This window comes from Micromonospora sp. NPDC023956 (assembly GCF_040639195.1).
Classification (GTDB): Bacteria; Actinomycetota; Actinomycetes; order Mycobacteriales; family Micromonosporaceae; genus Micromonospora.
Window position 1 is genome coordinate 188950 of the sequence record NZ_JBEZZN010000007.1, and the last position, 25028, is coordinate 213977.

Annotated in this window: 18 protein-coding genes; 11 read left to right on the top strand and 7 right to left on the bottom strand. The window is 72.6% G+C overall.

Translation table 11 applies throughout. From position 1 onward, the window contains the following. Positions 1–57: 57 nt before the first annotated feature. Positions 58–522, bottom strand: coding sequence for a methylmalonyl-CoA epimerase (gene mce / locus AB0F58_RS16225; protein ID WP_357142995.1), 465 nt, complete (start codon positions 520–522; stop codon positions 58–60). 63 nt (positions 523–585) lie between these two features. Between mce and AB0F58_RS16230 the strand changes: the two genes are divergently transcribed. From AB0F58_RS16230 to AB0F58_RS16250, 5 genes are all read left to right on the top strand, one after another. Beyond that, positions 586–1785, top strand: coding sequence for an acetyl-CoA C-acetyltransferase (locus tag AB0F58_RS16230; RefSeq protein ID WP_357142997.1), 1200 nt, complete (start codon positions 586–588; stop codon positions 1783–1785). A 50-nt stretch (positions 1786–1835) separates the two neighbouring features. Next, complete coding sequence (meaB, locus tag AB0F58_RS16235) at positions 1836–2771, top strand: methylmalonyl Co-A mutase-associated GTPase MeaB (RefSeq protein ID WP_357143264.1); 936 nt, start codon at positions 1836–1838, stop codon at positions 2769–2771. Between the two features lie 97 nt (positions 2772–2868). After that, positions 2869–4557: a methylmalonyl-CoA mutase family protein gene (locus AB0F58_RS16240; RefSeq protein WP_357142999.1), complete on the top strand. Its 1689-nt coding sequence runs from the start codon at positions 2869–2871 to the stop codon at positions 4555–4557. 126 nt (positions 4558–4683) lie between these two features. Next, positions 4684–5601, top strand: coding sequence for a tetratricopeptide repeat protein (locus tag AB0F58_RS16245; protein ID WP_357143001.1), 918 nt, complete (start codon positions 4684–4686; stop codon positions 5599–5601). 62 nt (positions 5602–5663) lie between these two features. Next, positions 5664–6791: an arginase family protein gene (locus AB0F58_RS16250; RefSeq protein ID WP_357143003.1), complete on the top strand. Its 1128-nt coding sequence runs from the start codon at positions 5664–5666 to the stop codon at positions 6789–6791. An 81-nt stretch (positions 6792–6872) separates the two neighbouring features. Here the strand turns inward: AB0F58_RS16250 and AB0F58_RS16255 are convergent, their stop codons facing one another. Beyond that, complete coding sequence (locus AB0F58_RS16255) at positions 6873–8828, bottom strand: penicillin-binding transpeptidase domain-containing protein (protein WP_357143005.1); 1956 nt, start codon at positions 8826–8828, stop codon at positions 6873–6875. Positions 8829–9102: 274 nt separating this feature from the next. Between AB0F58_RS16255 and AB0F58_RS16260 the strand changes: the two genes are divergently transcribed. After that, positions 9103–14175 (top strand): NAD-glutamate dehydrogenase, encoded by a 5073-nt coding sequence (locus AB0F58_RS16260; RefSeq protein WP_357143007.1) that lies wholly within the window; start codon positions 9103–9105, stop codon positions 14173–14175. 69 nt (positions 14176–14244) lie between these two features. Here AB0F58_RS16260 and AB0F58_RS16265 read toward each other — a convergent pair whose 3' ends face one another. Beyond that, the gene (locus tag AB0F58_RS16265; RefSeq protein WP_357143010.1) at positions 14245–14967 is read right to left on the bottom strand and encodes a class F sortase; all 723 of its coding nucleotides are present in this window, start codon (positions 14965–14967) and stop codon (positions 14245–14247) included. Continuing rightward, positions 14954–15982, bottom strand: coding sequence for a hypothetical protein (locus AB0F58_RS16270; protein ID WP_357143012.1), 1029 nt, complete (start codon positions 15980–15982; stop codon positions 14954–14956). The genes AB0F58_RS16265 and AB0F58_RS16270 overlap by 14 nt, the downstream gene beginning before the upstream one ends. Positions 15983–16474: 492 nt before the next feature. On the opposite strand from AB0F58_RS16270, the gene AB0F58_RS16275 reads away from it, so the two are divergent. Then, positions 16475–18253 carry a glycoside hydrolase family 6 protein gene (locus AB0F58_RS16275; RefSeq protein ID WP_357143014.1) on the top strand — a complete coding sequence of 593 codons (1779 nt, stop codon included), beginning with the start codon at positions 16475–16477 and terminating at the stop codon, positions 18251–18253. Between the two features lie 113 nt (positions 18254–18366). On the opposite strand, the gene AB0F58_RS16280 is transcribed toward AB0F58_RS16275, so the two are convergent. The 3 genes from AB0F58_RS16280 to AB0F58_RS16290 all read right to left on the bottom strand — a co-directional run bounded on the left by AB0F58_RS16280 (position 18367) and on the right by AB0F58_RS16290 (position 20570). Next, entirely contained in the window at positions 18367–18735 is a 369-nt protein-coding gene (locus AB0F58_RS16280; protein WP_357143016.1) for a hypothetical protein, read from the bottom strand. 232 nt (positions 18736–18967) lie between these two features. After that, complete coding sequence (locus AB0F58_RS16285; protein ID WP_357143297.1) at positions 18968–19954, bottom strand: hypothetical protein; 987 nt, start codon at positions 19952–19954, stop codon at positions 18968–18970. Between the two features lie 13 nt (positions 19955–19967). Continuing rightward, positions 19968–20570: a hypothetical protein gene (locus AB0F58_RS16290; RefSeq protein ID WP_357143018.1), complete on the bottom strand. Its 603-nt coding sequence runs from the start codon at positions 20568–20570 to the stop codon at positions 19968–19970. A gap of 484 nt (positions 20571–21054) precedes the next feature. On the opposite strand from AB0F58_RS16290, the gene AB0F58_RS16295 reads away from it, so the two are divergent. From AB0F58_RS16295 to AB0F58_RS16310, 4 genes are read left to right on the top strand one after another with little or no spacing between them, the layout of a single operon-like run. Then, positions 21055–23595 (top strand): nitrate- and nitrite sensing domain-containing protein, encoded by a 2541-nt coding sequence (locus tag AB0F58_RS16295; protein ID WP_357143266.1) that lies wholly within the window; start codon positions 21055–21057, stop codon positions 23593–23595. Beyond that, on the top strand, positions 23595–24017 hold the full coding sequence (locus AB0F58_RS16300; RefSeq protein ID WP_357143020.1) for a roadblock/LC7 domain-containing protein: 423 nt from the start codon (positions 23595–23597) through the stop codon (positions 24015–24017). Before AB0F58_RS16295 ends, AB0F58_RS16300 begins: the two co-directional genes overlap by 1 nt. Beyond that, positions 24007–24396: a DUF742 domain-containing protein gene (locus AB0F58_RS16305; protein WP_357143022.1), complete on the top strand. Its 390-nt coding sequence runs from the start codon at positions 24007–24009 to the stop codon at positions 24394–24396. Before AB0F58_RS16300 ends, AB0F58_RS16305 begins: the two co-directional genes overlap by 11 nt. Next, on the top strand, positions 24377–24973 hold the full coding sequence (locus AB0F58_RS16310; protein ID WP_357143024.1) for an ATP/GTP-binding protein: 597 nt from the start codon (positions 24377–24379) through the stop codon (positions 24971–24973). Before AB0F58_RS16305 ends, AB0F58_RS16310 begins: the two co-directional genes overlap by 20 nt. Positions 24974–25028 lie beyond the last annotated feature (55 nt).

Consider the following 25028-nt stretch of genomic DNA (forward strand, 5'->3'; position numbering starts at 1 on the left):
GGGTGCGGGGTCCCCTGGTCGCCCGGAAAGCGGTGACCGGGAACCCCTGCCACCACCTCAGGCGGGCTGGACCAGTTCGACGAGGACGCCCCCGGCGTCCTTCGGGTGGACGAAGTTGACCCGGGAGCCGGCGGTGCCCCGGCGCGGCGTCTCGTAGAGCACCCGCATGCCGCGCTCGCGCAGCGCCGCAGAGGCCGCGTCGACGTCGGTGACCGTGTAGGCGACCTGCTGTACCCCCGGCCCGTTGCGGTCCAGGAACTTCGCGATCGTCGACTCGGGAGTGAGCGGGGCGAGCAGTTGCAGGCAGCCGCCCTCGGTGGTCGGGCCGACCGCCAGCATCGCCTCGCGGACGCCCTGCTCCTCGTTGATCTCGGTGTGCACGCAGCGCATGCCGAAGGTGCGCTGGTAGAAGTCGATCGCCGCGTCCAGGTCCGCGACCGCCACACCGACGTGGTCGATTCGGCGGATACCGATGTCTGTGACGTAGTCCGCAGCGGGCTCGACGGGGGAGTTCTCAGCCATGGCGCTAGTCTGACCGAACAAACGTTAAGGCGTACAGGTTCGGCACCCCTTCGGAGGCAGACCATGGCTTCGGTGATCGTCAGCGGCGCGCGGACCCCCATGGGGCGCCTGCTGGGCAATCTCAAGGACCTCTCCGCGACCCAGCTCGGCGGGGTGGCGATCAAGGCCGCCCTGGAGCGCGCCGGGGTCGCCCCGGACCAGGTGCAGTACGTGATCATGGGTCAGGTCCTCCAGGCCGGCACCGGCCAGATCCCCGCCCGGCAGGCGGCGGTCGAGGCGGGCATCCCGATGACCGTGCCGGCCCTGACCATCAACAAGGTCTGCCTCTCCGGGCTCGACGCGATCGCCCTGGCCGACCAGCTCATCCGGGCCGGCGAGTTCGACATCGTGGTGGCCGGCGGCATGGAGTCGATGACCAACGCCCCGCACCTGCTGCTCGGCCAGCGCGCCGGCTACAAGTACGGCGACGTGACGATCAAGGACCACATGGCCCTGGACGGGCTGACCGACGCCTGGGACTGCTGCTCGATGGGCGAGTCCACCGAGCGGCACGGCGCCCGGCACGGCATCACCCGCCAGGAGCAGGACGCCTTCGCCGCGGCCAGCCACACCAGGGCCGCCGCCGCCCAGAAGAACGGCCACTTCGCCGAGGAGATCACCCCGGTGCTGATCCCGCAGCGCAAGGGCGATCCGCTGGTGATCAGCGAGGACGAGGGCATCCGGCCGGACACCACCGTCGAGTCGCTGGGCAAGCTCCGGCCGGCGTTCGCCAAGGACGGCACGATCACCGCCGGCAGCGCGTCGCCGATCTCCGACGGGGCCGCCGCCGTGGTGGTGATGAGCAAGGCCAAGGCCAAGGAGCTGGGGCTGACCTGGCTGGCCGAGGTCGGCGCGCACGGTAACGTCGCCGGCCCGGACAACTCCCTGCACTCGCAGCCCTCGAACGCGATCGTGCACGCCCTGAAGAAGGGCGGGCTGAGCATCTCCGACCTCGACCTCATCGAGATCAACGAGGCGTTCGCCGCGGTCGGCATCCAGTCCACCCGTGACCTCGGCATCGACCCGGCGATCGTCAACCCGAACGGTGGGGCGATCGCGCTCGGTCACCCGATCGGCATGTCCGGTGCCCGGTTGGTGCTCACCCTCGCGCTGGAGCTGAAGCGGCGAGACGGCGGGACCGGGGCGGCGGCGCTCTGCGGGGGCGGCGGCCAGGGCGACGCGCTGATCATCCACGTTCCGGCCGAGGGCGAGAACGCTCAGTGAGTGAGCACGGCACCACCGCACCGTCGATCCGACGCAGTCGGGACGTACCGATGCTGGTGGAGCGGGCCCGCGCGGGCGACCCCCGCGCGGTGGCCCGGCTGATCACCCTGGTCGAGTCCGGCGACGAGGCGCTGCCGCAGGTCGCGGCGGCCCTCGCGCCGTACTCCGGGCAGGCCCAGGTGGTCGGGCTGACCGGTTCGCCCGGGGTGGGCAAGTCGACCACCACGAACGAGCTGGTCCGGGCGCTGCGGGCTCGGGGGCACCGGGTCGGGGTGCTCGCCGTCGACCCGTCCAGCCCGTTCACCGGCGGGGCGATCCTCGGCGACCGGGTCCGGATGCAGGACCACGCCACCGACCCCGGCGTCTACATCCGTTCGATGTCCAGCCGGGGGCACCTCGGCGGACTGTCGGCGGCCACCCCGCAGGCGGTCCGGGTGCTGGAGGGCGCGGGCTGCGACGTGGTGCTGGTCGAGACGGTCGGGGTCGGGCAGGCCGAGGTCGAGGTGGCCTCGCTCGCCGACACCACGCTGGTGCTGCTCGCCCCCGGCATGGGCGACGCGATCCAGGCGGTCAAGGCCGGCATCCTGGAGATCGCCGACGTCTTCGTGGTCAACAAGGCCGACCGGGACGGGGCCGACGCCACCGTCCGCGACATCAACGGCATGATCGCGCTGGGCGAGCGGGGGCCGGGCGAGTGGCGACCCCAGGTGGTCCGCTCGATCGCCGCGCGGGGCGAGGGGATCGACGACATCGCGGCCGCGATCGACAAGCACCGGGGCTGGTTGGTCGAGCACGACCAGCTGCGCCGTCGCCGGGAGACGCGAGCCGCCGCCGAGATCGAGGCGATCGCACTCGGCGTGCTCCGCGCCCGGATCGGCTCGCTCCGCGACGGTACGGGCCTCCCGGCGCTCGCCGGGCGGGTGGCCGAGGGGGCGCTCGACCCGTACGCGGCGGCCGACGAGCTCCTCGCCGAACTGGAGCGGTGAGTTCGTGGCTACCGCCCGGTAGCAGATTCCTTAGCGATCGTTCAGGCTGCGCTCTACACTCGACGTGCAGTCGAGGACTCGAGGAGGAGCCCTGCGCATGAACGCCGACGAGATCGCCGCCGGACGGGCCCGCTGGCAGGCCCGCTACGACGCCGCGCGCAAGCGGGACGCGGACTTCACCACGCTCTCCGGCATGCCGGTCGAGCCGGTGTACGGCCCGCCGGAGGGGGTCGCGCACCCGGGCTTCGAGCGCATCGGCTGGCCGGGGGAGTACCCGTACACCCGAGGGCTGTATCCGACCGGCTACCGGGGCCGTACCTGGACGATCCGGCAGTTCGCCGGCTTCGGCAACGCCCAGCAGACCAACGAGCGCTACAAGATGATCCTTGGCGCGGGTGGCGGCGGACTCTCCGTGGCCTTCGACATGCCCACCCTGATGGGGCGGGACTCCGACGACCCGCAGTCGCTCGGCGAGGTCGGCCACTGCGGCGTGGCCATCGACACCGCCGCCGACATGGAGGCGCTCTTCGACGGCATCGACCTGGCCGGGGTCACCACCAGCATGACCATCTCCGGTCCGGCGGTGCCGGTGTTCTGCATGTACCTGGTCGCCGCCGAGCGGCAGGGCGCCGACCTCGGCAAGCTGGACGGCACGCTCCAGACCGACATCTTCAAGGAGTACATCGCGCAGAAGGAGTGGCTCTTCGACCCCGAGCCGCACCTGCGCCTGATCGGCGACCTGATGGAGTACTGCGCCCGGGACATCCCGCGCTACAAGCCGCTGTCGGTCTCCGGTTACCACATCCGCGAGGCGGGCTCGACCGCCGCGCAGGAGCTGGCGTACACCCTCGCCGACGGGTTCGGCTACGTCGAGCTGGGCCTCTCCCGTGGGCTGGACGTCAACGTCTTCGCCCCCGGGCTGAGCTTCTTCTTCGACTCGCACGTCGACTTCTTCGAGGAGATCGCCAAGTTCCGCGCCGCCCGCCGGATCTGGGCCCGCTGGCTGCGCGACGTCTACGGCGCCACCAGTGAGAAGGCGTTGTGGATGCGGTTCCACACCCAGACCGCCGGGGTGTCGCTGACCGCCCAGCAGCCGGTGAACAACGTGGTCCGTACGGCGGTGGAGGCCCTGGCCGCGGTGCTCGGCGGCACCAACTCGCTGCACACCAACGCCCTCGACGAGACCCTCGCGCTGCCCACCGACGAGTCCGCCGAGATCGCCCTGCGTACCCAGCAGGTGCTGATGGAGGAGACCGGGGTGACCAACGTGGCCGACCCGCTCGGCGGCTCCTGGTACGTCGAGGCGCTGACCGACCGGATCGAGGCCGAGGCGGAGGAGATCTTCGCCCGGATCCGGCAGCTCGGCGGGGACGGTCCGCACACCATCGGCCCGATGACCTCCGGCATCCTGCGGGGCATCGAGGACGGCTGGTTCACCGGGCACATCGCCGAGGCGGCCTTCGTCTACCAGCAGGCGCTGGAGAAGGGCGACAAGAAGATCGTCGGCGTGAACTGCCACACCGGCACGATCACCAAGGACCTGGAGATCCTGCGGATCTCTCACGAGGTGGAGCTGGAGCAGCGCAAGCTGCTCGCCGAGCGCAAGGCCGGGCGGGACAACGCCGCGGTCGCCGCCGCCGTCGAGCGGATGGTGGCGGTCAGCCGGACCGACGAGAACATGATCCCGGCGATGCTCGACGCGGTCCGCGCGGAGGCCACGCTGGGCGAGATTTGCGACGCGCTGCGTGCCGAGTGGGGCGTCTACCGCGAACCGGCCCGCTTCTGACGTCCGACGCGGGCGGTGCGGGTCCTCCATGGCACCCCGTACCGCCCGCGACCAGCCGTGGAAGTCACATGTGTCGGCACGTCGGCTGATCTGAACCGGACCCGGCACGTGCGAGACTAGATAACCATGAGCGACCCACGGATCACCTCGTCGATCTTCACCCGCGGCGCGGTCGACCTCAGCGCGCTGCGCCCGTCCACCCCCTCCCGTCCCGCTGCCCCCGCCCAGGGCGGCCCGCCCGCCGGTGTACCGGGCGGTGCCACACCGGGCGCCGGGGTCGCAGTGATCGACGTGACCGAGGCCACCTTCCAGTCCGAGGTGCTGGAGCGTTCGCTGAGCACCCCGGTCGTGGTCGACTTCTGGGCCGAGTGGTGCGAGCCCTGCAAGCAGCTCTCCCCGGTGCTGGAGAGGCTCGCCGCCGAGGGCGGCGGTGCCTGGGTGCTCGCCAAGGTCGACGTCGAGGCGAACCCCCGACTGGCCCAGATGTTCCGGGTGCAGGGCATCCCGATGGTCTTCGCGGTCGTCGGCGGGCAGCCGATCGACGCCTTCTCCGGGGTGGTGCCGGAGGCGCAGCTGCGGCAGTGGATCGACGCCGTGCTGAAGGCCGGCGGCGTCGCCGTCGAGCCGGCCGGTGACCCCCGCCTCGACGAGGCCGACGACGCACTGATGGTCGGCGACCTCGACGGGGCCGAGGCGGCGTACCGGAAGATCCTGGCGGAGAGCCCGGCGGACGCCGCGGCCGAGGCGGGGCTGGCCCAGGTCGGTCTGGTCCGCCGGGTCGGCGGGGCCGATCCGGCCGCCGCGCTCGCCGCCGCCGAGGCGAACCCGGACGACGTCACGGCGCAACTTCTCGCCGCCGACGTCGAGGTGCTCAGCGGTCAGGCCGAGGCGGCGTACGCTCGGCTGGTCGCCCTGGTCCGGCGGACCGTCGGTGACGAACGGGAGCAGACCCGCCAGCACCTGGTCTCGTTGTTCAGCGTCGCCGGTCCGGACGACCCCGCGGTCGGCAAGGCCCGCCGAGCCCTGGCCAGCGCCCTGTTCTGACATCCCACGCCAGCGCGGGCCGGCGGTGGCCGGCCCGCCCGACCTCACGAGGACGGGAGCCCATGACGCGCCGGATCGCCGTCCTCGACGCGCCGACGAACCTCGGCCTGCGCCCACCCACGTCGACCAGCGTGCCGGGCTGCACCAAGGCGCCGGGAGCGCTGCGCGACCACGGGCTCCTCGCCCGGCTGCGGGCCCGCGACGCCGGCTGCCTCACCCCACCCCGGTACGACCCGGCGGACTGGCGCCCCGGTGACGGCGTGTGCCACTCCCGGGAGATCGCGGAGTACTCGGTGGCGTTGGCCGGGCGGATCGGGGACATCATCGACCGGGGCGAGTTCCCGGTGGTGCTCGGCGGGGACTGCTCGGTCCTGCTCGGCTCCGCACTGGCCATGCACCGGCTCGGCGAGTCGGTCGGCGGCCGGATCGGCCTGGTCTTCGTCGACGGGCACTCCGACTTCCGGCACCCCGGTAACGCCTCCTACGTGGGGGCCGCCGCCGGCGAGGACCTCGCCCTGGTGACCGGCCGGGGACAGGCCGACCTGGCCGCGATCGAGGGCCGCCGGCCGTACTTCCGGGACGTCGACGTGGTGGTGCTCGGCATCCGGGCGCAGGACGAGTACCGCCTGGACCTCCAGGCGGCCGGCATCGTCACCCGGCCGGTGCCGGCGCTGCGCGCCGAGGGGGCGGCCCGGACCGCCCAGTGGGCCCACGAGCAGCTGGCCGACTGCGCCGGCTACTGGCTGCACGTCGACGTGGACGTGCTCGACCCGGCGGTGATGCCGGCGGTGGACGCCCCCGACCCGGGCGGCATCGCCTTCGCCGAGCTGGAGATCCTGATCGCCGGGCTGGTCGACACCCCGCACTGCCTCGGGGTGGAGCTGACCGTCTTCGACCCGGACTACGACCCGGACGGCGGGTACGCCGCCGAGATCGTCAACACCCTCGTCGCCGGCCTGGCCCCGGTCAGCGCACCGGGCGCGGTCCCGCCCACGCTGCTGCCACCCCGCGCGGTCCCGCCGCCCCGTCCGGCCACCCCCACGCCGTTCGCCGAGTCCGCCCCGGACCGGTCGTTCCCGACCGCTGCGGACCCGCCGGCGCCCCGCCTCGCGGACCCGTCGACTCCCGGCCACACGGGCCGCTCCTCCCCGGGTGACGCCGACGACCTGGGCCCGGTCGCCGCCGGCTGACCCCCGGCCGACCGCCCGATCTGGCGCACGAATCGGTCGCCTCGCAACCCCACCACCGCCGCCCGGGTCCCTAGGGAACCGTCAGCCGAGGGCGCGCAGGAAGCGGGCGGTGATCGGGACGGCGGACTCGGTGCTGGAGCCGCCCTTCTCCACGAAGACGGCGACGGCGACGTCCCCCTGCCAGCCGACGAACCAGGAGTGCGTGTTCGCCGGGTTGTCGTCGTACTCGGCGGTGCCGGTCTTGCCGTGCACCGGTTTGCCGGGGACCCCGCGCAGGGCGGTGGCGGTGCCGGCGGTGACCACCTCGCGCATCATCGTGCGCAGCGGCTCGACCGATTCCGGCTTGAGCTGCGGCCCGGTCGGCGCGGGTTGGCCGGGGACCGGGTCGAGCACCAGCTTCGGCTGTTCCCAGCGGCCGCGGGCGACGGCGGCGGTGGCGGCGGCCATGGCGACCGGGCTGACCAGGGTCGTGCCCTGCCCGAACGCGGCGGCGGCCCGCTCGGCGGGGGAACCGCCGGTGGAGACCTTGCCGGTGAAGGCGTCCACGCCGAGGTTCCAGGTGGCCTCCAGGCCGAGCGTCCGGCCGGTCTCGGCCAGGCCGGCGTCCCCGAGCTTCGGGGCGAGCGCGGCGAAGGCGGTGTTGCAGGACTTGGCGAAGTCGGTCCGGAAGGGCACCTTACCCAGGGCGAAGTTGTCGGAGTTCTTGAAGGAGCGGCCGTCGACGGTGCTGGTCTTCGGGCAGTCGACCGGCGCGTCCAGGGTCACCGCCTGCCGGTCGAGCAGCCCGAGCGCACTGACCATCTTGAAGGTCGAGCCGGGCGGCACCTGGGCGGTGAACGCGAGGTTCTCCCCGGCCGCACCGGGGCCGTTGGCCACGGCGAGCACCGCGCCGTCGCTGACGCGGACCGCGACCAGGGCGGACCGGTGTCGCTCCCCGCGCAGGGCGGCGTCCGCCGCGTTCTGCACCGCCGGGTCGAGTGTGGTCCGCACGGTCTGTCCGGGCTGCGGGTCCTGGCGGAACGCCGTGGTGCCGGTCGGTGCCCAGGTACCCTCCGGCCCCAAGCGTTCGGTGACCACGCTGATCCCGGCGACGCCGCGCAGCCGCTCGTCGTACCGGCCCTGGAGGCCACCGTGGCCGACCAGGTCACCCTCCGCGTAGACGTCGGGCTTGGCGGCCAGGTCCTCGGCGGTGGCCGGGTCGACCGCGCCGAGCAGGGCGCGGGCGAACTCCCGGGTGGGTGCCAGCTCCAGTTTCTCGCTGCGGAACTTCGTGCCGGGCAGGTCGTAGATGCGGTCCCGGATCTGCTGGTACGCCTCGTCCCGCAGGGTGACCACCTCGACGAAGGCGTCCGGCTTGGCATCCGCCAGCCGCTTCGGCAGGTCGGTCAGGTCGACCGGTGGGGTGATCGCCGGGCGTACCGTCCGGAACGCGGCGTCCAGCCGGCGGGCCAGACCCGCGGCGTCGGTGACCTCGCTCGGTTGCACGCCCACCCGGACCACGGGGCGGGGTGCGACGATCGGCGCACCGGACCCGTCGAGCACCCCGGCGCGGGGCGCGGCGACCCGGCGTACGGCCAGCCGGTCCCCGCGCACCAGGGCCTCCTGCACCAGGGCGGGCTCCCAGATCACCTGCCACGCGTCGTCCCCGCTGCGGGCCAGCCGGATCGGGCGTTCGTAGCGCCACCGGACGTCGTCGGGCAGCGTCCACTCGACGCTGATCCGTCCCTCCGCGGAGTCCCGGGTGATGGTGGGTTCCCCGGAACGGCGCAGGGTCGGCGGCCGGTCGGCCAGCCCGCCGGAGAGCGCCCGGATCTCCTCGGCCACCCGTTCCGCCGGCACCCGGGCCCCGGTGGGGTCGCGGAACCCGACCGCGTGCAGGTCACCGGAGCGCCAGCCGGCGAGGAAGGCGTCGACGCTCTTCTCCGGTCCGTCGCTGCCGGAACAACCCACCAGCGCGGTCGCCGTGACGACTGCTGCGAAAAGGGCGTTCCGGATACGGCGGGTACGCCGGTGGCGGGGCGGGTAGGACAGGGGCATGGACCCTCCGATCTCGGCCTGACCTGCACGCTAGTACGCGATCTGTCCAGCCGTGGCCCCGTGCCGGGGCGCCGAAGTCGAACCGGGGGTGGTGTGATGAACATCGCGCCTCGGGGTACTCCAGCCCCTGCCACCTCGAACCCGCAACGGGTGGATGGGCGAAGTCCCGAACCGGAAGTCCAGCCAGTGGTCCGCCGAGGAGCAACGTGATCGACAGGGCCTAGGCTGGACGGTGAGTGACCCACAACGCGGTGGGTCGAGGGGAGTGGCACCGATGGACCGGCGTCCGGCGATCAAACCGGGACCCGACCTCCGGCCGGATGGCTCCGGCCGCGACGACAGCTTCGAGTCGGCGACCGACCGCGATGGTATCGGCCGTATTCATGCAGGAGTTACCGGAATGTCCGGCTCGAGTATCGACACCTTGTACGACCTCGGCCTGCCGGTGGAGGCGCTCGGCGACGACGTGGAGGACGCCGAACTCGACGAGCCGGTACCCAACGCGGAGCGGCTGGTCGCCCAGGCGGTCACCCTGGCCGGTGACGACCACGGCGCGGCGACCCTGGTCGACCGGTTCTGGCGGTTCGCGCCGGACGAGGAGCTGATCGGGTTCACCGCCGAGGAGATGCTCGACGCCGCGCGGGCCCACCGGGAGCTGGCCGAGCAGCGGGTACCGGGCGAGTTGAAGCTGCGGATCCACGAGCCGGACGCCGAGCAGCACCACACGGTCGTCGAGATCGTCACCGACGACATGCCGTTCCTGGTCAGCTCGGTGACCGCCCTGCTCAACTCCCATCATCTCGACGTGCACCTGCTGGTGCACCCCCTGGTGGTGGTCCGGCGGGAGCCGCTGGGTCGGCTCGCCGAGGTGGCGGCGGACGTCGAGCCGGACGACGCGATCGACGGTGACATCGTCGAGAGCTGGATGCACATCGAGATCGACCCGATCCGGGACGCCGCCCAGCGGGACCGGCTCCGCGCCGAGCTGCAACGGGTGCTGACCGACGTCCGGGAAGCCGTCGAGGACTGGCCGAAGATGCGCCAGCAGGCCCTCGACCTGGCCGAGGAGCTCTCCTCGACGCGGACCTCGGAGCACCGGCCGCCGGTGCCGGAGAAGGACATCACCGACTCGGTGGAGCTGCTGCGCTGGCTGGCCCACGACCACTTCACCTTCCTCGGCTACCGGGAGTACCGCCTGGCCGAGGTGGACGGGGGTGGCGACGACCAGCCGCACGGACCGGCGTTGGAGGCGGTGCTCGGCACCGGCCTGGGCATCCTGCGCCAGGACCGCACCGAGCCCCGGACGCTGTCGTCGATGACGCCCGAGGCGCACGAGAAGGTGCTGGAGAAGCGCCTGCTGATCATCACCAAGGCGAACTCCCGGGCGACCGTGCACCGCTCGGCGTACCTGGACTACATCGGCTTCAAGATCTTCGACGAGCACGGCGAGGTGGTCGGGGAACGGCGGTTCCTCGGGCTCTTCTCCACCGCCGCGTACCGGACGAGCGTGCGTGAGCTGCCGGTGGTCCGCCGCAAGGTGGCCGAGGTGATGGAGCGCTCCGGGCTGAGCCCGCGCAGTCACTCCGGCAAGGACCTGCTCCAGATCCTGGAGACCTACCCCCGCGACGAGCTGTTCCAGATCAAGACCGACGACCTCTACCACGCGGTGATCGGCGTGCTCCGGATGGCCGGGCGTCGCCAACTGCGGGTGTTCCTGCGCCGGGACGGGTACGGCCGGTTCATCTCCTGCCTGATCTACCTGCCCCGGGACCGGTTCACCACCCAGAACCGGCTGCGCATGCAGGACATCCTGCTGCGTGAGCTGAACGGGGTCGGGGTGGACTACACCACCCGGGTCACCGAGTCGATGCTGGCCCGGGTGCACTTCATCGTCCGGACCGACCCGGCCGCCCCGCCCGGGGACGTGGACGCCGACCTGCTCGCCGAGGAACTCGCCGACGCGACCCGGCTCTGGGACGACGACTACCGGCTGGTGCTGGAGCGCAAGCTCGGCGACGAGCAGGCCAAGCACCTGTTCACCCGGTACGCCGACGCCTTCCCGGAGAGCTACAAGGACGGGCACACGCCGTACGAGGCGATGAAGGACCTGGCCAAGCTGGAGCTGCTGGAGGAACCCGGCCAGCTCGAGATGCACCTGTTCCGCAAGCAGCTCGCCCCGCGCAACGGCGCGCGGGCCACGGGTGCCGACGAGGCGATGGACGTCCGGTTCAAGGTCTACCGCAACGGCGAGCCGATGCTGCTCTCGGCCGTGCTGCCGGTGCTGCACTCCCTCGGTGTCCGGGTGGTCGACGAGCACCCGTACGAGGTGGACCGGATCGACGGGCGGATCTACCTCTACGACTTCGGCCTGCAACTGCCCGAGGGGCATCAGGAGCTGGCCGAGGTGCGCCCGCACGTGGAGAACGCCTTCGCCGCCGCGTGGCGGGGCGAGGCCGAGGTGGACGGCTTCAACGAGCTGGTGCTGCATGCCGGGCTGACCTGGCGGCAGGTCGTGGTGCTGCGCGCGTACGCGAAGTACCTGCGCCAGGCCGGCACGGTCTTCTCGCAGGACTACATGGAGTCCACCTTCATCGCGTACCCGAAGATCGCCACCCTGCTGGTGGAGCTCTTCGAGGTGCGCTTCGACCCGACGGCCGAGCTGGACGCCGAGGCGCGCCAGCAGCGGGGCGACGAGCTGACCGACACCATCAACGCGGCCCTGGACGACGTGTCCAGCCTGGACCAGGACCGCATCCTGCGGTCGTACCTGACGCTGATCCGGGCCACCCTGCGGACCAGCTTCTTCCAGAAGGTGGACGGCGGGCGGCCCAAGTCCTACGTGGCGTTCAAGCTGGACCCGCAGGCCATCCCGGACCTGCCGGCGCCCCGCCCGAAGTACGAGATCTTCGTGTACTCGCCCCGCTTCGAGGGCGTGCACCTGCGGTTCGGGCCGGTGGCCCGGGGCGGGCTGCGCTGGTCCGACCGGCGGGAGGACTTCCGTACCGAGGTGCTCGGCCTGGTCAAGGCGCAGATGGTGAAGAACGCCGTGATCGTGCCGGTGGGGGCCAAGGGCGGCTTCGTGCTCAAGCAGAAGCCGGGGGACCGGGACGAGGCGGTGGCCTGCTACCGGGAGTTCATCTCGGCCCTGCTCGACGTCACCGACAACATCGTCAGCGGCGCGGTGGTGCCCCCGACCGACGTGGTGCGGCACGAGGGCGACGACCCGTACCTGGTGGTCGCGGCGGACAAGGGGACGGCCACCTTCTCCGACATCGCCAACGAGATCTCCACGGCGCACCAGTTCTGGCTGGGCGACGCCTTCGCCTCCGGCGGGTCCGCCGGCTACGACCACAAGAAGATGGGCATCACCGCCCGGGGCGCCTGGGAGTCGGTCAAGCGGCACTTCCGGGAGCTGGGGCACGACACCCAGTCCGAGGACTTCACCGTGGTCGGCGTGGGCGACATGTCCGGTGACGTGTTCGGCAACGGGATGCTGCTCAGCGAGCACATCCGGCTGGTGGCCGCCTTCGACCACCGGCACATCTTCCTCGACCCGGACCCGGACCCGGCCACCTCGTACGCCGAACGGCGGCGGCTGTTCGAGCTGTCCCGCTCGTCGTGGCAGGACTACGACCCTGAGCTGATCTCCTCCGGCGGTGGCGTGTTCCCGCGTACCGCCAAGTCGGTGCCGGTCTCGCCGCAGGTCCGCGCGGTGCTCGGCCTCGACGAGGACGTCACCCAGATGTCGCCGCCGGAGCTGATGAAGGCGATCCTGACCGCCCCGGTGGACCTCTTCTGGAACGGTGGCATCGGCACCTACGTCAAGGCGTCCAGCGAGACCAACGCCGAGGTGGGGGACAAGTCCAACGATCCGATCCGGGTCAGTGGCAAGGACCTGCGCTGCCGGGTGGCCGGCGAGGGTGGGAACCTGGGCTGGACCCAGGCCGGCCGGATCGAGTACGCCCAGGCCGGCGGGCGGATCTACACCGACTTCATCGACAACGCGGCCGGGGTGGACTGCTCCGACCACGAGGTGAACATCAAGATCCTGCTCAACACGGCGGTCGCCGACGGGGAGCTGGACGTCCCGGAGCGCGACGAGCTGCTCGCCGAGATGACCGACGAGGTCGCCGAGCTGGTGCTGCGGGACAACTACGACCAGGCGCGGGCGTTGAACAACGCCCAGACCCAGTCCGCGTCCCTGCTGCCGGTGCACCGTCGGATGATCAGCGACCTGGAGCGCTCCGGTGTGCTGAACCGGGCGCTGGAGGCGCTCCCGTCCGACGAGGAGCTGGCCGCGCGGGCCGAGTCCGGGCTGACCCCGCCGGAGTTCGCGGTGCTGCTCGCGTACGTGAAGATCGCCCTGGAGCGGGAGATCCTCACCGACGGGCTGCCCGACGAGGAGTGGACGAAGGACGTCCTGGTCAACTACTTCCCGACCCCGATGCGGCAGCGCTTCGCCGACCGGATGGGGCAGCACCGGCTGCGCCGGGACATCGTCACCACCGTGCTGGTCAACGAGGCGGTCAACCGCGGTGGCATCACGTTCGTGTTCCGGGTGATCGAGGAGACGGCGGCCTCCCCGGCGGACGTGATCCGCGCGTACGCGGTGGTGCAGGAGGTCTTCGGGCTCCGCGAGCTGTGGGACGCGATCGAGGCGCTGGACAACCGGGTCGCCCCGGACCTGCAGACCGCCAGCTACCTGGACACCCGGCGGCTGCTGGACCGGGCGGTGCGCTGGCTGGTCACCAACCGGCGGTCACCGATCGACGTGCCGGCCGAGATCGCCCGCCTGCGCGACGGGGTGGCCCGGCTCCTGCCGGAGCTGGACGACCTCTTCTACGGCGCCGAGCGGGAGGCACTGGCCGCGCACGTCGACATGCTGTCCAAGCGGGGCCTGCCCCGGGAACTGGCCGAGCGGGTCACCCGGTTGATGTACAGCTTCGGCCTGCTGGACGTGGTGGAGACGGCGGCGCAGACCGGCAAGGACGTCAGCGAGGTGGCCTCGGTCTACTTCGTCCTCTCCGACCGGTTCCGGGTCGACTCGCTGCTGTCCAAGATCTCGCTGCTGCCCCGGGAGGACCGCTGGCAGACCCTGGCCCGGATGGCGTTGCGGTACGACCTCTACGCCGCCCTGGCCGCGCTCACCAGCGAGGTGCTCGACTCCACCGACGCGGGCCTGTCGCCGCAGGAGCGGGTGCAGGTCTGGGAACAGTCCAACGCCGTGTCGATCCACCGGGCGCACCGGGCGATGGGGGAGTTCGACGAGTCCCGGGCGGACCTGGCCGCGCTCTCCGTCCTGCTCCGGCAGATCAGGACGTTGGTGCGGACCTCCTCGGCGAGCTGAGCGAACGCGCCGCGGGTCCGGTGGGGTGGTACCACCGGACCCGCGGCGCGCTGGCGTCCGCCACCGTCCTCAGGACACCAGCGTGGCGAAGACGATCACGTTGTCCGGGTAGTCGCGGAGCCGCTCGTCGAACTGGCCACCGCAGGTGACCACCCGCAGTCCGGCCCGCTCGTTCGGCCCGTAGACCAGCGCGGAGGGAAACTCCGTCTTCGGGTACGACCGCACCGCGTCCACCCGGAAGGCGGCGGAGCTACCGTCACGTCGGGCGACGGAGATGGTGTCACCGGGGAGCAGCGCGCCGAGGTGGTAGAAGACGGCCGGTCCGATGTGGCTGGAGTCGACGTGGCCGACGATCACCGCGTTGCCGGTCTCGCCGGGGGAGGGGCCGGGCCGGTACCAGCCGGCGAGCTGTGCCTGCTCCAACGGGGGCACCTGGACGGTTCCCTCCGCCGTCACGCCCAGCGACATGACCGGGGCGTGCACGCCGATGCGGGGGATGGTGATGGCGGTCGGTTCGGACCGCGCCATCCCGGCCGCACCCGCTGCGCCCGGTGTCGCCGTCGCGTCGGGACCGCTTCCGGCCCGGTCGGCGGTGTCCGGCGCGGCTCCGGTGAGGGGAGCCTCCACCCCGATCACCGGCTGGGGCGGCCGGGCCGGTTCGGGATCGGCCAACCCGACCCCGAGCAGTCCTGCCCCCAGCACACCGGTCAGGGTCACCACGGCCGCGCCGGCGGCGCGCCACGGTTTCCCGTGACGGCCGCCGGCGGGCGTCCCCGCGTCAGACCAGCTCATCGGCCCGACGACGGCGCATCAGCACGATGCCGCCGAGGGCGGCGGCACCGAGCATCGCCGCTCCGCTGACCGCCATGCCGCGGTCGCCGCCGGCGACGCCACCGTCACCGCCGTCGACGTGGCCCTTGGGCAGGACCACCAGGGTGCCCTCGCCACAGGAGCCCTTGAGCTCGTACGTGCCGGGCTCGGCGTCCCACGGGATCTCGGCCTCGCCGTAGTACACGAACTTCGGCCCCTTCTTCCGGGCCTCCTCCTCGGCCGCCTCCTCCTCGGCCGCCTCTTCCTCGGCGGCGGCGGCCTCGGCCTCGGCCTTCTTCCGTGCGGCCTCCTCCTCGGCCTTCTTCTTGGCGGCGGCCTCGGCCTCGGCCTTCTTCTTGGCCTCGTCCTTGGCCTCGTCGCCGGCCCCCTTGCCGCCGGACTCGCTGTTCGAACCCGACTGCTCGGCCTCGTCGCCGTGGCTCTTCCCGCCGTTGCCGGACTCGTCGCCGTGGTTCTTTCCGCCGTTGCCGGACTCGTCCTCGTTCTCGGAACCGTTGCCGGGCCAGCCGCCCTCGGACTTGTCGCCGTTCTCCGAGTGGTTGCCGGACCAGCCGCCCCCGGGCCCCTCGTCGGTGCCGGACTCGTCGCCGTTCTCCGACCCGTTGCCCCAGTCGCTGCCGTTCTCGGAGCCGTGGCCCTTCTTCGAGTGGTGGCCCCGGTGGGAGCCGTTGCCGGACTCCTCGTCCTGCTGGTCGGCCTCGTGGTCCTTCTTGTGGTGGTCCCGCGCGTGGAGCTTGACCTTCCCGGTCACCTTCGACCAGACGAAGGCCTGCTCCTGCGGGGCCGCGCAGACCTCGATGAGCTTGACATCGTGACCGGGCTGCACGGCGTGCGGATCGGCGTAGACCTTGCCGTCACGGTGACCGTCGTGCCCGCCGCCGTTGTCGGCGAAGGCGATTCCCGGCGTGAAGACCAGCAAGGATGCTCCGCCGAGGGCGGCGCCTGCGACGACCTTCCCGAGCTTGTTGGTAGCCATGACCTGCGTCACTCCATCCCTTTTCGTCCTGACCCGGCGGCAGCCGAGCTAGTTCAGACGTTAGACCGATTCGCGACCTATGAGGGGAAAGATTCGCGTTTAGCAGTCTGTTGGCGGACTGGGCGTGCCGAGCGGTGAAGCGGGGTCCGTCCCGCCCGTCCGGGGTGCGCTGTTGCTGGCCTGTCGCCCGGAAATTGCCGGTCAGTGACGTGCAGGTATCGAGAGGTTGTCATGGAAGCGCTCCCATGCAAGAATCACTGCACTGCGTACGAGGAGCCACACCGCGCAGCTGGGAGCGTCGAGGGCAGCCGGTTTCACCGGACGACGTCACGGCTGCACCGGCAGGCTCCGTCCGGCCGCACCGCACCACCGCTGCCCGTCCGGGTCGGGCATCCCCATCACCCCCGAGGGCCTCTGTGGAACGACGTTTCCAGGGCCTGAAAGCAGCCGGGCCGTTCCCTGGTCCCGGTCTCGCCCAAGGAGATCACTGGCATGAATCTGTGGAGAAGTCTGTCCGCCAGGCGGCGGGCACTCGCGCTGACCGGCGCGAGCGCCCTGGTCGCCGGCGGCCTGGTGACCATTCCGGTCACCGTGGCGCACGCCGCGACGCAGTGCGACGTCAGCTACACGTCCAGCGACTGGCAGGGCGGGTTCACCGCCTCCGTCACCATCAAGAACCTCGGCGACCCGCTGAACGGCTGGACGCTCGGCTTCGCCTTCCCGGACGCCAACCAGCGGGTGCAGCAGGGTTGGTCGGCCCGCTGGTCGCAGTCGGGCCAGAACGTCACCGCGCAGAGCGAGGCCTACAACGGGGCGCTCGCCACCGGGGCCAGCACGAGCATCGGCTTCAACGGCTCCTGGAGCGGCAGCAACCCGAAGCCGACGTCGTTCACCATCAACGGCACGGCCTGCAACGGCGGGACGCCCCCCACCACCCCGCCGCCGACCACGCCGCCCCCCACCACCCCGCCCCCCACGACGCCGCCGCCCACCACGCCGCCGCCCGGTGGCCCCAAGGTGGACAACCCGTACGCCGGGGTGAAGGGCTACGTCAACCCGGAGTGGAAGGCCAAGGCGGACCGCGAGGCCGGCGGTAGCCGGATCTCCAACAACCCGACCGCCGTCTGGCTGGACCGGATCGCCGCCATCAACGGCACCGACGACAGCAGCTCGAACGGTTCGATGGGCGTGCGGGACCACCTGGACGCCGCGCTCGCCCAGGGCGCCGGCTACATCCAGTTCGTCATCTACAACCTGCCCGGCCGGGACTGCGCCGCGCTCGCCTCGAACGGTGAGCTGAAGGCGGACGAGCTGCCCAAGTACAAGGCGCAGTACATCGACCCGATCGCCGCGATCCAGGCCGAGCCGAAGTACGCGGCCCTGCGGATCATCAACATCATCGAGATCGACTCGCTGCCCAACCTGGTGACCAACACCTCGGGCAACCCGGGTGGCACCGCGATGTGCGACACCGTGAAGGCGAACGGCGCGTACGTCCAGGGTGTCGGCTACGCCCTGGCCAAGCTGGGCGCGCTCGGCAACGTCTACAACTACATCGACGCCGCGCACCACGGCTGGATCGGCTGGGACAGCAACTTCACCCCCACCGCCAACCAGCTCAAGGAGGCCGCGGTGGCCTCCGGCAGCACGGTGAACAACGTGCACGGCTTCATCGTCAACACGGCGAACTACTCCGCTCTGAAGGAGCCGTACGTCAAGATCACGGACCAGGTGAACGGCCAGTCCGTCCGCCAGTCGAAGTGGATCGACTGGAACCAGTACACCGACGAGCTGACCTTCGCCCAGGCGTTCCGCAACGAGCTGGTCCGGATCGGCTTCAACTCCAACATCGGCATGCTGATCGACACCTCCCGCAACGGCTGGGGCGGCTCCGCCCGGCCCACCGGTCCGGGTGCGACGACCAACGTGGACACCTACGTCAACGGTGGCCGTATCGACCGCCGGATCCACGCCGGCAACTGGTGCAACCAGGCCGGTGCGGGCCTCGGTGAGCGGCCGAAGGCCGCCCCCGAGCCGGGCATCGACGCCTACGTCTGGGTGAAGCCCCCGGGCGAGTCGGACGGCTCCAGCAAGCTCATCCCGAACGACGAGGGCAAGGGCTTCGACCGGATGTGCGACCCGACCTACACCGGTAACCCGCGTAACGGCAACAGCATGAGCGGTGCGCTGGACAACGCGCCGATCTCCGGTGCCTGGTTCTCCGCCCAGTTCCAGGAGCTCATGCGCAACGCGTACCCGCCGTTGTCCTGACCTCCGCCACACCTGCCCGCCGCTTCCGGTTGTGAGGCGCCGGAGGCGGCGGGCCTTCCCAGGGCCCCCGGCCCGACCCACGCGGTCGGCCGGGGGCCCTGCCCTGTCCGTGGTCAGGGCACGGTGCGCTCGACCGCCGCCCGTCCCTCCCGCGCCAGGTCGCGCCGGGCCCGTGCGACGTTCTCCGGATCCGGGTCCTGGCCGCGCGCCACCGCCAGGTCCTCCGGCTCCCAGGGCTGCTCCGCGCCGGTACGGACGGTCGTGCGGCCCACGCCGCTGGTGCCGGCGTACGCGTCGCCGATCAGCTCGTCGGTGTCAGCACGTTCCGCCGGGGACTCACCCGGTGTCACGAACTCCGGGTTCTCGTCGTCCGGGCCTCCGCCGGTCATCAACTGCGGCACCGTCGTGTCGTCGTCCGCCGCGGCGGCCATCTCGGGGCTCTCCTCCAGCGGCCGGTCGGCGTTACGCTCGCGATCCGTCATGGTTGCTGCCCTCCTGTCCCCAGGCGCGATCCCTGCTCCCTCGCGTACCCGGCAGGGCCCACCCCATGCGCCGGCCCTGCCGCGCGGCCGTCGAGAGGCACGCTGGCTCGGGGCCGGCCCGGCGCGGGCGAACCAGGACCCCGGGGGCCGGTGGCGGATCGCGGGCCCGGTACGCGGAACACCCCGGCCGCGACGCGACCGGGGTGTTCCGGGAAGGTGTCGGTTCGTCGGCTCAGCGGCCGAGGACCCGGTCGAGGAAGTCGCGGTACCGGCGTACCGCCTGGCGGAGCTGCTCGGTGTCGGCGGACCCGTCGTCCTGCCAACCGCCGATCTGGTTCTTCTGCTCGGCCAGGGCGGCGGCGAGCGCGTGGATCGCCTCCTCCACCAGCCCCTGTGCCTGCCCGGCCGCCGCCTTGGGATCGTCGACGAACCGGAGCTGGACGTCCCGCCAGCGGTCCCGGAAGCCCTGCGCGGTGCCCGGGTCCAGGAGGGTGGCCGGCTCGGTGAGGACGGACGCGGAGGAACCGGTCGTGCCGGCGGCGGTCAGGGTGTCCGGGCTGCCGGCGGTGGACGTCGGCACCGACGCGGCGTCCGGGTCCACCATGCTCGGGGCCGGGCTGCCGTAGCCGGCGCCGGTGTCCCGTCCTGCCCCGCCGTCCCAATCCGGGTCGGTCTCCCGACCGTCGGTCCGGTGACCGGCGGTCGCGTCGCCGGGTGCCCGGTCCCGGGGCTGGTCGGTCGGCTCGGCCTCGTCGACGGTCTGGGCGCGGTGGTGGCCGTGCAGCAGCGCGGTCGGGTCCGCCCGGTGGTCGACCCCCCGCTCGCCGGCGACACCGTCACCGGGGCGGGCGGTGCGCTCCTCACGGGGGTCCGGCTCGTCGGCGGGGATCGGGCTGGCCAGCGCCGAGGCGGCCACCGCACCGCCGACCGTGGTCGCGCCGAACGCGGTCGGCACCGGGCCCGGCTCGTGGAAGTCCGGCCGCTGGTCGCCGTCCCCCCGAGGACCGTCCCGGTGCTCCCCGGTCCGGTCGTGGCCCCGGTCGTCCCGGCGCGGTGCGTCCGAGGGTGCGTCGAAGGTGCCCCGGTCGTCGAGCGCGTCCTCGGGTACCTCGGTCCGACCGGCGCGGTCGGTGTGCCGGTCGGCCGTGTCGTGCGGTACCGGTACCGGCTCCGAGCGGACCACCTCGGGATGGTCGGTGTGGTGTTCCTGCTGGCGCATGGCGGCGGCCTCCTCAGCGGCTCGTGACGTCGTGCGGGGAATCGGTCTGTTCGGCGCTGCGTGCCGCCGGCGGCTGGGCCGCGACCGGGTCGCCGTCGAGCAGGTCGGTGACGAGCGCCCGGTAGTGGACGACTGCCTGCCGCAGCTCCTCGGTGCTGGCCTCGCCGCGCTCGTTGCGCAGGTGGATCTCGTGGGCCTCCCGGTAGCGGGTGAGCGTGCGGGCGTGCCCGACGGAGAGGTGGGCGGCCTGCTCGTCGAAGTCCCCGGTCGGGTAGCCGCGCTCGGCGATCAGCCGGGAGACCAGCGCGTCGGCGTCGCCGACCGCCTCGGCGGGCGTGTCGACGAAGCGGAGCTGGACCTCCTCCCACGCGGCGGTGTAGCGGGTGCGCGACTCCGGGCTGAGCGGGGTCAGGGTCAGCTCGGCGTGGCGGCGCTCGCGGGCGCGGAGTTCCTTCTCCGCCTCGCTGCGGTTCGCGCGCTCGGCGACGACCCGGTCGTATTCGGGTCCGAACCGCTGGCGCAGCTGCCGGCGGCGCATGGCCGTCACGGCCAGCGCGATCCCGGCGGCGACCACGAGTACGACGAGAACGATGACGACTACCTGCGTGGGCGACATGGCCTCCTCCTTCGTCACCTGGTATTCCCGCGTTGACCTGATCGCCAATCCCGATTGCGCCTACTTTCCCGCTGAGGTGTCCGACATGACCGGGCCGACATGATGATTGTGCGCGATAACTTGACTCGTTCCAGAAAGAGGGTTTGGGGGGAGTCATGCCGGTCTGCTCCGATCGGCACCGTCCGCCGGAACCCCGACCGCAACGACGGCCGGCACCCCGCCGGGGCGGTCCCACCCGCACCGGCCGGGTACGCGCGACCGGCGTCACCGGGCACCCCCGCGCGACCGCGGCGGGGTGCCGGCGTACGTTCGTCCATGATGGACCGAGTCGGCCCGAACCCGAGCGGACGGAACGGACGGTAGTGCATCAGCGCACGATTACGTATCCTGCCCAAGGCGCTCGTACCGGTGCCCGGTGCGCCGGGCGTCGCTGCCCGGCCGGCTGCCGGCGCCACTCCTGCCACACCTTCCGGGCGAGGTGCTGATGAACTCCCGCGACTGGCCGATCCGCAAGAAGCTGACCGCGCTGGTCGTCGTCCCGCTGTCCGCGCTGCTGGCACTGTGGATCTTCGCCACCACGCTGGCCCTCGGGCCGGCCCTCGACCTGCTCGCCGCCGGAACCCTCCTGCGTGACCTGGGTCTGCCGGGCGACCGGGTGGTGGTCGAGCTGCAACGCGAGCGCCGGCTCTCGGTGGTGCAGCTCGCCGGCCCCCGTGAGGTGGCCGAGCTGCGCGACCAGCGGCTGCGCACCGACGCGGCGGTGGCCGAGCTGCGGCGCCGGGCCGACGGCCGGGACCTGCGGGACGCCGCCGCCGACCTGGTCGACGCCCGCCTCGACCGGCTCCTCACCGCCCTGGACGCGCTCCCCGCCGGGCGGAGGTTCATCGACCAGCGGCAGGTGGACCGGGCCGGCGCGCACGGCCTCTACACCGGCGTGCTCACCACCCTGTTCCAGATCTACTCCGCCATGGCCACCGGCCCGGACGTCGACCTCACCCGGCAGGCGCGGGCGCTCAGCACCCTCGGCCAGGCCCGGGAACTGCTCGGCCAGACCGACGCGTACGCCGCCGGGGCGTTCACCGCCGGCCGGTTCGCCCGCGGCGAGCACGCCGCGCTGGTGCAGACCATCGGCAACCAGCGGTACGTCACCGGCGTGGCCGTCGACGACCTGCCGGCCACCACCCGCAGCGCCTTCCAGCGGCTGACCGAGGGGGCGGACTTCCTCCGGCTGCGGCGGATGCAGGACGAGCTGGTCGCCGCCGACCCGGCCGAACCGCCGTCGGTGGACGCCCGGACCTGGCAGACCACCCACGACGTCGTCCAGCGCCAGCTGCGGGAGTTCGAGCTGGCCGAGGCGGAGGCGCTGACCGAGCGGTCGGTGCCGGCGGCCCTCGGCATCCTCGGCCGGCTCGCCGCCGCCGGGCTGCTCGGCCTGGTGGCCGTGGTGGTCTCCCTGGTCGTGGCGCTACGGGTCGGGCGTTCGCTGGTCCGCCGGCTGACCGGGGTCCGGACGGCCGCCACCGAACTGGCCGAGCGGCGCCTGCCCGACGTGGTGGCCCGGCTGCGCCGGGGCGAGGAGGTCGACGTCATCCGGGAGGCCCCGCTCCTGGAGTTCGGCACCGACGAGATCGGCCAGGTCGGGCAGGCGTTCGGTGCCGTCCAGCGGACCGCCGTCCGGTCGGCCGTGGACGAGGCGGCCCTGCGGCACGGGCTCAACCAGGTCTTCCTCAACATCGCCCGGCGTACCCAGGGGCTGGTGCACCGACAGCTCGCCCTGCTCGACCGGATGGAGCGCCGTACCGAGGACCCGGAGGAGCTGGCCGAGCTGTTCCAGGTCGACCACCTCGCCACCCGGATGCGTCGGCACGCCGAGGACCTGGTCATCCTCGCCGGGGCGGCGCCGGGGCGCGGTTGGCGCAACCCGGTCGCCGTACTCGACGTGGTCCGGGGCGCGATCTCCGAGGTCGAGGCGTACGACCGGGTGGACATCGCCCCCGTGCAGCCCACCGCCGTGGTCGGCCGGGCGGTCGGCGACGTGATGCACCTCCTGGCCGAGTTGATCGAGAACGCCACTTCCTTCTCCGCCCCGGACACCCGGGTCTGGGTCCGCGGTGAACTGCTGCCCAACGGGTACGCCGTCGCGATCTCCGACCGGGGTCTCGGGATGACCGCCGAGGCGATCGAGGAGGCCAACCGGCAACTGGCCCGCTCGCCGGAGTTCGACCCGAGGACCAGTGCCCGCCTCGGGCACTTCGTGGTGGCCCGGCTCGCGGCCCGGCACGGTGTCCGGGTGCGGCTGCGCACCGGCGCGGAGGGCGGGGTGACCGCCGTGGTCCTCCTCCCGCCCGATCTGGTGACCACCGAGCCGCCCCGGCCGGCCGCCGACCGCTCCGGCGACCGGATGGCCAAGGTGACGAAGCTGAGCACGCTGCCGCGCCCCCGTTCGACCCGCGCGCGCAGGCGGGCGGAACCGCCCTCGGTGGTGCCGCTGGCGCGGTCGGGGCCGGCGCCCGCCGAGATGCCGATCGGCCCGGACGGGCTGCCCCGACGGGTCCGTCAGCGGGGTCCGGCCCGACAGGCCCGCCGCCCGGTCCCCGCCGAGCCGTCGCCACGTACCCCCGAGCAGGTGCGGGCGGCGATGGCGGCGCTCCAGTCGGGCACCGCCCGGGGGCGACGCGCGGGCGCCAACCCGACCGAGGCCGGCCGTGCGTCGTCCGTTCCGGCCGGGCCCGCGGCCGGTCCGTCCGCCCCGGCGGTTCCCGACGCGCCCTTGGCTCCGGCCGGATCCGGTGGTGCGCCGCCCGGGTCACCGGGCACCGCCGAAGCGCCGGGACCGGTGCGGCCGACCGCCTCCACCGGCGCGGCGGGCGGCACCCCCACCGGGCCGGTCGACGCCCCCACGGTGCCGGTCGCCCCGACCGTGTCGACCGAGGTGACCGCAGACCAACCGACCACGGAGCTACCCCGGGTGCGACCCGGTGGGGCGTCCGTCGAAACTGTCACCGGACGTGGAAGGGACGGGTAGTGGTGCAACCCACGAGGCAGACCACCGATCTCGGCTGGCTGCTCGACGAACTGGTGGACCGGGTGCCGGCCGCCCAGCAGGCGGTGGTGCTCTCCGCGGACGGGTTGCTCATGGGCGCCTCCGCCGGGCTGGAACGGGACGCGGCCGAGCACTTCTGCGCCCTGGCCTCCGGCTTCGCCAGCCTGGCGAAGGGGGCCAGCCGACACTTCACCGCCGGACCGGTCCGCCAGACGGTGGTCGAGATGGAGTCGGCGTACCTCTTCGTCACCTCCGCCGGCCACGGCGCGTGCCTGGCCGTGTTCAGCGACGCGGACACGGACATCGGTCTGGTGGCGTACGAGATGGCGATGCTGGTGACCCGGGTGGGGGAGACGCTGAGCAGTCCGTCCCGGGCCTCGACGGTCGTGGCCGATGCGGGCTGAGCCGCCGGGGCCCCGGCACGAGTGGCTGGACGACGAGGCCGGCCCGGTCGTCCGCCCGTACGCCGTCACCGGCGGGCGGGTAACCTCGGCCGCCGGTGACTTCGATCTGGTCGCGTTCGTGCTGGCGATCCGGGGCAGCGACCCGGACGACCACCCCCACCTGCACCCGGAACACCGGCACCTGGTCGAGTTGGCCGTGGAGCCGATGTCGGTGGCGGAACTCGCCGCGCACCTCGACCTCGCCGTCGGCGTGGTCCGGGTGCTACTCGGCGACCTGCTCACCGGTGGACTCGTCACCGTGCACGAGCCGCCGTCCACCTCGTACCTTCCCGACGACAACATTCTCAAGGCGGTGGCGAATGGACTCCGTGCACTCTGACCGTGCCGGATCCGGTCAGCGGGTTCCGCTGGCACTGAAGATCCTGATCGCCGGGGGCTTCGGGGCCGGCAAGACGACCCTGGTGAGTGCGCTGAGCGAGGTCCGTCCGTTGCAGACGGAGGAGGTGCTCACCAGCGCCGGCGTCGGCACCGACGACACCTCCGGCGTGGAGGGCAAGTCCACCACCACGGTCGCCATGGACTTCGGCCGGATCACCATCAACGAGGACCTCCAGGTCTACCTCTTCGGTACGCCGGGGCAGGACCGCTTCTGGTTCCTCTGGGACGAGCTGGCCTTCGGCGCGCTGGGCGCGGTGGTGCTCGCCGACACCCGTCGGCTGGCCGACTGCTTCCCCTCGGTGGACTACTTCGAGCAGCGGGGCATCCCGTTCGTCGTCGGGGTCAACTGCTTCGACGGGGCCCGCCGGTTCGACCTCAACTCGGTGCGGCGCGCGCTGGACCTCGACCCGGACGTGCCGCTCGTGCTCTGCGACGCCCGGGACCGCCAGTCCGGCAAGCTGGTGCTGGTCTCCCTGGTGGAGCACGTCGCGGCGCAGCGCGGTGAGCCGGCCGCCTGACGGCGGTGGCGTTCCCGGACGGGCGGAAAAGTCCGGCGGAGCGGGTTCACCGGGC

Coding starts and splice junctions, on each gene's coding strand:
- mce (WP_357142995.1), bottom strand. CDS start 522: ATGGCTGAGAACTCCCCCGTCGAGCCCGCTGCGGACTACGTCACAGAC.
- AB0F58_RS16230 (WP_357142997.1), top strand. CDS start 586: ATGGCTTCGGTGATCGTCAGCGGCGCGCGGACCCCCATGGGGCGCCTG.
- meaB (WP_357143264.1), top strand. CDS start 1,836: ATGCTGGTGGAGCGGGCCCGCGCGGGCGACCCCCGCGCGGTGGCCCGG.
- AB0F58_RS16240 (WP_357142999.1), top strand. CDS start 2,869: ATGAACGCCGACGAGATCGCCGCCGGACGGGCCCGCTGGCAGGCCCGC.
- AB0F58_RS16245 (WP_357143001.1), top strand. CDS start 4,684: ATGAGCGACCCACGGATCACCTCGTCGATCTTCACCCGCGGCGCGGTC.
- AB0F58_RS16250 (WP_357143003.1), top strand. CDS start 5,664: ATGACGCGCCGGATCGCCGTCCTCGACGCGCCGACGAACCTCGGCCTG.
- AB0F58_RS16255 (WP_357143005.1), bottom strand. CDS start 8,828: ATGCCCCTGTCCTACCCGCCCCGCCACCGGCGTACCCGCCGTATCCGG.
- AB0F58_RS16260 (WP_357143007.1), top strand. CDS start 9,103: ATGGACCGGCGTCCGGCGATCAAACCGGGACCCGACCTCCGGCCGGAT.
- AB0F58_RS16265 (WP_357143010.1), bottom strand. CDS start 14,967: ATGAGCTGGTCTGACGCGGGGACGCCCGCCGGCGGCCGTCACGGGAAA.
- AB0F58_RS16270 (WP_357143012.1), bottom strand. CDS start 15,982: ATGGCTACCAACAAGCTCGGGAAGGTCGTCGCAGGCGCCGCCCTCGGC.
- AB0F58_RS16275 (WP_357143014.1), top strand. CDS start 16,475: ATGAATCTGTGGAGAAGTCTGTCCGCCAGGCGGCGGGCACTCGCGCTG.
- AB0F58_RS16280 (WP_357143016.1), bottom strand. CDS start 18,735: ATGACGGATCGCGAGCGTAACGCCGACCGGCCGCTGGAGGAGAGCCCC.
- AB0F58_RS16285 (WP_357143297.1), bottom strand. CDS start 19,954: ATGCGCCAGCAGGAACACCACACCGACCATCCCGAGGTGGTCCGCTCG.
- AB0F58_RS16290 (WP_357143018.1), bottom strand. CDS start 20,570: ATGTCGCCCACGCAGGTAGTCGTCATCGTTCTCGTCGTACTCGTGGTC.
- AB0F58_RS16295 (WP_357143266.1), top strand. CDS start 21,055: ATGAACTCCCGCGACTGGCCGATCCGCAAGAAGCTGACCGCGCTGGTC.
- AB0F58_RS16305 (WP_357143022.1), top strand. CDS start 24,007: ATGCGGGCTGAGCCGCCGGGGCCCCGGCACGAGTGGCTGGACGACGAG.
- AB0F58_RS16310 (WP_357143024.1), top strand. CDS start 24,377: ATGGACTCCGTGCACTCTGACCGTGCCGGATCCGGTCAGCGGGTTCCG.